The 7,647-nt window shown below is 69.0% G+C and carries 8 protein-coding genes; 5 read left to right on the top strand and 3 right to left on the bottom strand.

What is annotated here, in order from left to right:
* Positions 1-59: 59 nt before the first annotated feature.
* Entirely contained in the window at positions 60-1,583 is a 1,524-nt protein-coding gene (locus G011_RS0124765) for a glycosyltransferase (RefSeq protein ID WP_019610816.1), read from the bottom strand.
* A 348-nt stretch (positions 1,584-1,931) separates the two neighbouring features.
* Here G011_RS0124765 and G011_RS0124770 point away from each other — a divergent pair, with 348 nt between their 5' ends.
* The 3 genes from G011_RS0124770 to G011_RS0124780 all read left to right on the top strand — a co-directional run bounded on the left by G011_RS0124770 (position 1,932) and on the right by G011_RS0124780 (position 4,582).
* Positions 1,932-2,663 (top strand): WbqC family protein, encoded by a 732-nt coding sequence (locus tag G011_RS0124770; protein WP_019610817.1) that lies wholly within the window; start codon positions 1,932-1,934, stop codon positions 2,661-2,663.
* A gap of 96 nt (positions 2,664-2,759) precedes the next feature.
* Positions 2,760-3,473: a PIG-L deacetylase family protein gene (locus G011_RS0124775; protein ID WP_013156382.1), complete on the top strand. Its 714-nt coding sequence runs from the start codon at positions 2,760-2,762 to the stop codon at positions 3,471-3,473.
* Positions 3,474-3,598: 125 nt separating this feature from the next.
* On the top strand, positions 3,599-4,582 hold the full coding sequence (locus G011_RS0124780; RefSeq protein WP_019610818.1) for an NAD(P)-dependent oxidoreductase: 984 nt from the start codon (positions 3,599-3,601) through the stop codon (positions 4,580-4,582).
* Between the two features lie 239 nt (positions 4,583-4,821).
* Here G011_RS0124780 and G011_RS0124785 read toward each other — a convergent pair whose 3' ends face one another.
* Both G011_RS0124785 and G011_RS0124790 read right to left on the bottom strand, forming a co-directional pair.
* The gene (locus G011_RS0124785; RefSeq protein ID WP_013156380.1) at positions 4,822-5,193 is read right to left on the bottom strand and encodes a DUF202 domain-containing protein; all 372 of its coding nucleotides are present in this window, start codon (positions 5,191-5,193) and stop codon (positions 4,822-4,824) included.
* The gene (locus tag G011_RS0124790; RefSeq protein ID WP_026338634.1) at positions 5,190-5,546 is read right to left on the bottom strand and encodes a YidH family protein; all 357 of its coding nucleotides are present in this window, start codon (positions 5,544-5,546) and stop codon (positions 5,190-5,192) included. The genes G011_RS0124785 and G011_RS0124790 overlap by 4 nt, the downstream gene beginning before the upstream one ends.
* 283 nt (positions 5,547-5,829) lie before the next feature.
* On the opposite strand from G011_RS0124790, the gene trxA reads away from it, so the two are divergent.
* Positions 5,830-6,201, top strand: a complete 372-nt coding sequence (trxA, locus tag G011_RS0124795) for a thioredoxin (protein WP_013156378.1) — start codon at positions 5,830-5,832, stop codon at positions 6,199-6,201.
* Positions 6,202-6,718: 517 nt separating this feature from the next.
* A complete protein-coding gene (pstB, locus tag G011_RS0124800; RefSeq protein WP_013156377.1) occupies positions 6,719-7,591 on the top strand; it encodes a phosphate ABC transporter ATP-binding protein PstB in 873 nt (290 codons plus the stop codon).
* Positions 7,592-7,647: the final 56 nt, after the last annotated feature.

Here is a 7,647-nt window from a genome sequence, read left to right on the forward strand (position 1 = left end):
GGTACCCCGGGCGCCCGGGGTACCCGGGGCCGGACGATCTCACATCACCGCAGGTCGGGTCACCTGCCCGAGACGCGGTCCGGGCTGCTCCACCGGCCGTCGGACTCGGTGGTCCACGCCTTGGGGATCATCCGCAGCGCGAGGTAGGCGTCCACGAGGCGGATCGGGAAGAAGAGCAGGCCGTAGACCAGGTAGGACGGCCGCCGCCGGATCGCCGCCATCAGGCAGGTGAGCATGTAGTCCGGGATGAACAGGCCGATGGCGATCGCCAGCAGCGGCAGGAAGGCCGTCACCGCCGTGAAGGCCTCCCCGACGAACGGCAGGCCCAGGAAGAACTCGCCGCCCAGCGTCCCCGCCAGGACGAACAGGCCGACCACGGTGGTGACCAGCAGCACGGCGGAGACCAGGACCACCTCCAGGATGTACAGCGCCAGGCAGGCCCAGAACAGGCTCGGCCACACCCGGTGGCGCCGGATGGTCTGCCAGAAGCCCAGCGTCCACCTGGTGACCTGCTTGTAGTAGTCCCGGAAGGTGAACGGGTCCTGGCTGTAGGCCTTGGTGTCGGGGTTCATCGAGACCCTGCCGAGGCGCTTGTGGTGCACCTCGAAGGTCATGTTGAAGTCCTCGATCACCAGCCCCTTGGGGTTGACGTCGATCTCCCTGAGCGCCTCGCTGCGGTAGACGCTGGCGAAGCCCGGCACGATGAAGGCCGTGTTGGCGTGCCGCCAGGTCTGCCCGAAGCGCATGAGGTACTGGAGCATGAAGTACAGGCGGTCCCGGTAGGCGGAGATCATCCGGCCGACGAAACCGCGCTCACCGGGCTTCCACTCCGAGACGACGAAGCCCGCGACCGCCGCCACCGACGGGTCGGCCAGCTGCCTCCGGGCGCCCTCCACGTACCCGGGGTCGAGCTCGGTGTCGGCGTCCAGGATGAGGACGCCGTCGTAGTTGTCGGTCAGCGAGAACTCCTCGATGACCGCCTCGATGGCCCCGGCCTTGCCACGGTTGGCGAGGAGTTCGAGGACGTTCACGCCGGTCTTGGCCGCGATCTGGGCGGTGGAATCCCTCGACGAGTCCGAGACCACGTAGATGTCCCAGCGTTCGAACAGCCCCATGGCGGAGGCGATGGCGCCGCCGATGACGGGTTCCTCGTTGTGCGCCGGGATGATGACGGCCAGGGACACCTCCCGCCCGGAACCCTCCGCCCGGGCCGCCACGGCCGCCGAGGCGCCGCCCTCGGAGGCGTCGCCGCCCCGCTCGGCGAGTGCGGCGCCGCCGGAACCGCCCGCGCCCACCAGGACGCGTTCGCGGGCCCCGCCCCCGACGGCGCCGCGGTGCCCGGCGCGCGGTGACCGGAGCACGGCGCGCACCGAGTCCTCGCCCAGGCGCACGAGTCCGACGGTGGTCCACAGCAGCAGGTTGGCGCCGAAGGCCAACCACAGGAACACGTAACCCAGGGCGCCGAGGCCGGAGGCCTCGGCCACGTCCGTCGCGTAGCCGAACCAGTAGACAAAGAGTGCCGCGGCCAGGGCGAGGGCGATGAGCCCGATCAGCAGGCCGCCTATGAAACGTGCGGTACGCACAGCGCTAGGACCCTCCGAAGTTCTCGGTTTCGGACCGACATCAACCCGCAAAGTCGGTGTTAGCTTGACGCCCTACGACACCGAGAGGTTCACCCGGGTTCGCGTCCTATGTAGGCCACACAAATCGTATACACGGGCTTGCGGAAGATGGTAACCATAAGAGGATATTTGTGAGCTGTAGCTACGGCTCGTCTGTGGTTTGTCCATCATTGTCCAGATTCTGGAAAATTCTGCGGAAAGTGACCAGCGGAGAGAAGGAGAATGCTCGGAGTGATCGACGTTCCGTCCTCATCCTCATCCGGTTCCACTCGAATCCCACAGGCCACCAGCCCGGGGGGTCGCTCCGCCATGAGCAGCCAGGACGGTGCGTCACGCACCGTGGCACTGCACCAGCCGCACTACCTTCCATGGCTGGGACTTTTGGATAAAATTGACCGTTCCGACCGTTTCATCATCCTCGACAACGTCCAGTTCGAACGTCGCGGATGGCAGAACCGCAACTACGTCGGCGGCAGCGGAAAACCCGTCCTGCTGACCGTTCCGGTCATCCAGGGCAGTCGGGACGACCGCATACGGGACAAAGTTGTTGACAACAGTCAGAATTGGAAGTCAAGACACTACAAGTCACTCGCGGAACACTGCTACCGTAAAGCGCCCTACTGGAAGGATTACCGCGACGAAATCGCCCACCTGTACGAGCAGGAGTGGGACGGTCTCGCGGACCTGTGCGTGGCGACCACGCGCATGCTGATGCGGTGCTTCGGGATCGACACACCGCTGACGCTGGCCAGTGAGATCGGGGACTTCCCCGGCCGCAAGAGCGAGCTCCTCGCCCAGATCTGCGCCAAAACGGGGGCGCACACCATGCTCTCGGGCGACGGCGCCCGGGACTACCTGGAGCCCGAGACCCTGCACCGCTACGGGATCGACGTCCGGTGGCAGGACTTCCGCCACCCGGTGTACCCGCAGCACGGGCGCGCCCCGGCCGACTTCGTCCCTCGTCTGTCGGCGATCGACCTTCTCCTCAACACCGGCCCGGAGGCACTGCACGTGCTCAGGCAGGCGAGAACCCAGAGCTGACCCGAACACGGGTCCACCACAGCGCCGCGCCACCGGGCGCGGCGCCGCTCCCCGGGAAAAACCCGATCGCTCTCTAGGCAAAGGACGGAAAACGGTATGACGACGGACTGGTCCCAGGAACGCATCCTGGTGTTCGCGCCCCACCCCGACGACGAGACGCTCGGCTGCGGCGGCCTCATGAGCAAGGCCAAGGCGGCCGGCGCCGAGGTGTTCGTCCAGTTCCTCACCGTCGGGGACACGGCCGACATGTCTCCCAAGGGCTTCTCCACGGCGGAGGAGCGCTACGCGGAGATCAAGAAGGTCGCCGACCACTTCCGCTGGGACGACTGGCACATGGCCCTGCCCGGCGACCAGTACCACCTAAGGCTCGACTCCGTCGCCCGGGTGGACCTCGCCCAGCTGATCGAGCGCGAGAGCCCGCTGTCCATCGAGCGGCTCCGCCCGACCGTGGTGCTCGGACCGCACCACTCCAGTTACAACCAGGACCACCGGGCCGTGGCCGAGGCGGTGCACACCGCCCTGCGCCCGTCCAACACCGCGCTGCGCCACCACCCGAGCCTGGCGCTGGCCTACGAGGAGGCCGCCGACCACTGGCGCTCGGAGCCGCTGTGCCCGCCCAACCTCATCGTCGAACTGGACGAGGTGCAGGTGGTGGACAAGCTCCACGGCATGCAGCTGTACGGATCCCAGTCCCACCAGCACCCGCACACCCGCTCCGAGCCCACCCTGCGCAGCCTCGCCGTCCTGCGGGGCATGCAGGCGGGCGTGGCGCTCGGGGAGGGGTTCCACGTGCTGCGCTGCCTGGCCTGAGCGTTCCCGGACCCGCGGCCGGCGGCGCCGTGCGCCGCCCCACCGTGCGCGGCCGCGACGACCGCGCACACACGCCGTTCCCAGTCGGGGAACGGCGAGAGAGAACACCGAGTGGAGGGGAAACCATGAAGGCTGTAGTCACCGGAGGAGCCGGCTTCATCGGCTCACACCTGTGCGACCACCTGATCGCCCGGGGCCACCAGGTCACCGTCCTGGACGACCTGTCGACCGGGTCCCTGGCGAATCTGGTCCAGGCGCAGGGCTCGCCCGGGTTCCGGTTCGTGGAGGGGGACGTCCTGGACCGGGAACTGGTCGACTCCCTGGTCGCCCCGGCGGACGCCGTGTTCCACCTCGCGGCGGCCGTGGGCGTGTACAACATCGTCGACAACCCGCTGCGCTCCCTGCGGATCAACCTGCACGGGACGGAGAACGTGGTGGAGGCGGCCGTGGCGCACCGCGTGCCCTACATGGTCGCCTCGACCAGTGAGGTCTACGGCAAGAACGACGCCGACGGTCTCAAGGAGGGCGACGACCGCGTCTACGGACCGGCGACCAAGAGCCGCTGGTCCTACGCCGCGGCGAAGGGGCTGGACGAGCTCGTCGCCTACGTGCACGGCGTCGAGTCGGGCGTGCCGTGCGTCATCACCCGCTTCTTCAACGTGGTCGGCCCCCGCCAGACGGGCCGGTACGGGATGGTGGTCCCGCGCTTCGTGGACCAGGCGTTGGCGGACGAGCCCATCACCGTGTACGGAACGGGGACGCAGCGCCGCTGCTTCGGCTCGGTGTTCGACGTGGTGCCCGCGCTCCTGCGGCTGATGGACACCCCCGAGGCCTACAACCAGGCCGTCAACCTCGGCGGGCACGAGGAGGTCTCCATCAAGGGCCTGGCCGACCGGGTCGTGGAGCTGGCCGGTTCGAGGAGCGCGATCACCTACGTCGACTACGAGGAGGCCTACGGCGAGGGCTACGAGGACATGCAGCGGCGCTACCCGGACACCTCGCTGGCCGCGCGGCTGATCGGGTACCGCCCCGAGCGCGACCTCAACGACATCATCCGTTCGATCATGGAGCACCGCCGCGCGGTCGGCTCCGTGCCGCAGCCGGCGTAACCGAACCTGAAGGGTCCGGCCCGGGGCGCCCTCTCCGCCTCGGCCGACCGACACGGGACAAGGAGACGAAGGGCCACGGCTCCGGCCCTTCCCCCCGACGGGACGGTCGCGCCTCCCGGACGGGTCCGGTGCTCCCCCATGCCCGCACGAGGGCGATCGGCGCCGGTGGACCGCAGGCCCGCCGAGGGCATGGACGGGTGCGTCCGCCTCCGGGCGGCGCGGACGAGGGGGCCGGGTCCTCAGAGAGGCAGCAGCACCGTCACCACCAGGACGCAGCTCAGGGCGAGCACGCCCGCGCACAGGAGCGCCATCGCCCACGGGCCCGCCACGGACGGCGAGGGCCGCCCGGTTCCCGGAACGGGCGCGCCGTGCCCGCCGGCCCGCCACCGCAGCCACACGTGCGCGGCCAGCACCCCCGCCAGGAGCAGCAGTCCGACCGTGGTGGCCACACGCACCTCAGGCGGAGCCTGCGGGAAGGCGTCGTCGCCGGGGGCCAGGGAGCCGCGCAGGAACAGCAGCCCCACCACGACCAGCAGGGCGATCGTGCGGTGCCAGGACATCAGGGTGCGCTCCGGCTGCATGCCGGGGTCGCGTTCGACGGGGGTGGTCACAGCAGGTTGCCCAGCAGGACCAGGGCACACACCAGCCCCACCGCCAGAGCGGTGACGAGCGGGAGCGCACTCAGTTTCAGGGCCGCGCCGCGACTCATGAGCTGTTGCACGCGGTACCAGCGCAGCGGGGCGTAGACGGTGATGACCCCGGCCAGCACCGCCAGCAGCAGGCCGACCGCGGTGCGCGGCCCCTCCGCCCAGCCCAGCGGGAGCAGGTGCAGGACGGCGACGGCACCGGCGAGCAGGGCCAGCGCGGTGCGCACCCAGGCGAGGAAGGTCCGCTCGTTGGCGAGGGTGAACCGGTAGTCCACGGAAGGACCCTCCGCGTCCCGCGGAGAGGCTTCGGAACCCATCCCACTCCCCCCTTTCAACAGGGACGACCCCGGGTTCGCCCCCGAACCGGGCCGGGCCCGCCATGTGGGGCCCGCGTCCCTCCAGACGACACTAGCCGTCGCGCCTCTTTCCTCCCAAACAGGTATGTAAGGCGTGTTATGGCGTAAAACAACCAGACTGCGGGATGGTTCACCGGCCGCGGCAGGCATGCGGAACAAACGAACGGGCACGACCGCTGTAGCACTGAGAGATGGCGGTTGGCCGACGGTCGACACCAACCAACGAACAGATACAGGAGACCACGTGCCCACGGTCGAGCTCACCAAGGACAACTTCGCGGAGACGCTGAAGGACAACGACTTCGTCCTCATCGACTTCTGGGCGGACTGGTGCGGTCCCTGCCGGCAGTTCGCCCCGGTGTTCGAGACCTCCTCGGAGAAGCACACCGACATCGTCCACGCCAAGGTGGACACCGAGGCGCAGCGCGAACTCGCCTTCGAGTTCAAGATCCAGTCCATCCCGACCCTGATGATCGTGCGCGAGCGCACCGTCATCTACAACGAGCCCGGGGCCCTGCCCTCCGAGGCTCTGGAGAGCCTCATCACGCAGGCCAAGGAGCTGGACATGGACGAGGTGCGGGAGAAGATCGCCGAGCAGGGCGGCTCCCCGGAGTAACACTTCCGGAGCAGCACTCCCCCGGAGCGGCACGGACCGTTTCCGCGCGCCCCGGACGCCCCCTCCCCCGGAGGGAGGCGTCCGGGGCGTTCGCGCGTCCGGACGGGGCCCGGCCGGGCGGACGCGGCGGCCTCCGGGCGGGACGCCGCCCCGCTCCGGCAGGAGACCGGGCCTCGCGCCGGTGGGACCGAAAAGGGCGAATCAGGAAGACCGAAAAGTCATCAAGAGGTTTGCGACCGGTCACCTGTCCACCCGTCCGGCGAGTTTCGGCCCGCCCGGGGCCCGATCCTCCCAGACGGGACGAACCGCACTCCAGAGGCGGTCCGCACCTCCTTCGGTGACGGGAGGACAACGCCTCGCGATCGCCACGCCTCCGAGTTCACCGCCCACGTTCACCTTCGCCACGGGGTTCGTTCACCGTTGCTTCATACGGACATATTTGCATGGGTTCGACCGCGCTCCGCGGCTCCGGCCGCGCACCTCCCGCGCACGCACAGTCCGACCCGGAAGTGGCCTCATGTCTGTCAGCAACACCGCCTCCCCTCGCGGCACCGAGACCGGTCGCGGCGTCGCCCCCGACACCGTCCGGTACAACCGCGAGGTTCCCGACCTGGGCGACCCCGTCTTCGACGTCTCCGGGCTCTCCATCTACTACGGCTCCAACAAGGCCGTGCGCGACGTGGACCTGAAGGTGGGCCCCCGTCAGATCACGGCGATGATCGGGCCGTCCGGCTGCGGCAAGAGCACCGTCCTGCGGACCCTGAACCGCATGAACGACCTCATCCCCGGAGCCCGCATCGAGGGCAAGGTCACCTACCACGGCGAGGACCTCTACGCCTCGGAGGTGGACCCCATCGAGGTGCGCCGCCGGATCGGCATGGTCTTCCAGAAGCCCAACCCGTTCCCCAAGTCGATCTACGACAACGTGGCCTACGGCCCCAAGATCAACGGCGTCCGCGGCAACATGGACGACCTGGTCGAGGAGACGCTGACCAAGGCCGCCCTGTGGGACGAGGTCAAGGACAAGCTCAAGGAGAGCGCCTTCGCCCTCTCCGGCGGCCAGCAGCAGCGCCTGTGCATCGCGCGCACCATCGCGGTCAACCCCGAGGTGATCCTGATGGACGAGCCCTGCTCGGCGCTCGACCCCATCGCGACCCTCAAGATCGAGGACCTGATGTACGAGCTGGCCAGCGAGTACACCATCGTCATCGTCACGCACAACATGCAGCAGGCGGCGCGCGTGTCCGACCGCACGGCCTTCTTCACCGCCGGTGTGGACGACGCGGGCGACCGCTACGGCAGCCTGGTGGAGTTCGACGAGACCGCGACGATCTTCAGCAAGCCGTCCGACCAGAGGACCGAGGACTATATCAGCGGTCGCTTCGGCTAAACCGCTGGTCTCCGGCTCTCCCGCAGACCGGGACCGCTGATCGGTGGGGTCGCCTC

This window comes from Nocardiopsis sp. CNS-639, assembly GCF_000381685.1.
Lineage (GTDB): Bacteria > Actinomycetota > Actinomycetes > Streptosporangiales > Streptosporangiaceae > Nocardiopsis > Nocardiopsis dassonvillei.

What these genes read in the sequence shown, in the direction of transcription:
- G011_RS0124770 (WP_019610817.1), top strand. Translation starts at nt 1,932, where the DNA reads ATGAGCAGCCAGGACGGTGCGTCACGCACCGTGGCACTGCACCAGCCG.
- G011_RS0124775 (WP_013156382.1), top strand. Translation starts at nt 2,760, where the DNA reads ATGACGACGGACTGGTCCCAGGAACGCATCCTGGTGTTCGCGCCCCAC.
- G011_RS0124780 (WP_019610818.1), top strand. Translation starts at nt 3,599, where the DNA reads ATGAAGGCTGTAGTCACCGGAGGAGCCGGCTTCATCGGCTCACACCTG.
- G011_RS0124790 (WP_026338634.1), bottom strand. Translation starts at nt 5,546, where the DNA reads ATGGGTTCCGAAGCCTCTCCGCGGGACGCGGAGGGTCCTTCCGTGGAC.
- pstB (WP_013156377.1), top strand. Translation starts at nt 6,719, where the DNA reads ATGTCTGTCAGCAACACCGCCTCCCCTCGCGGCACCGAGACCGGTCGC.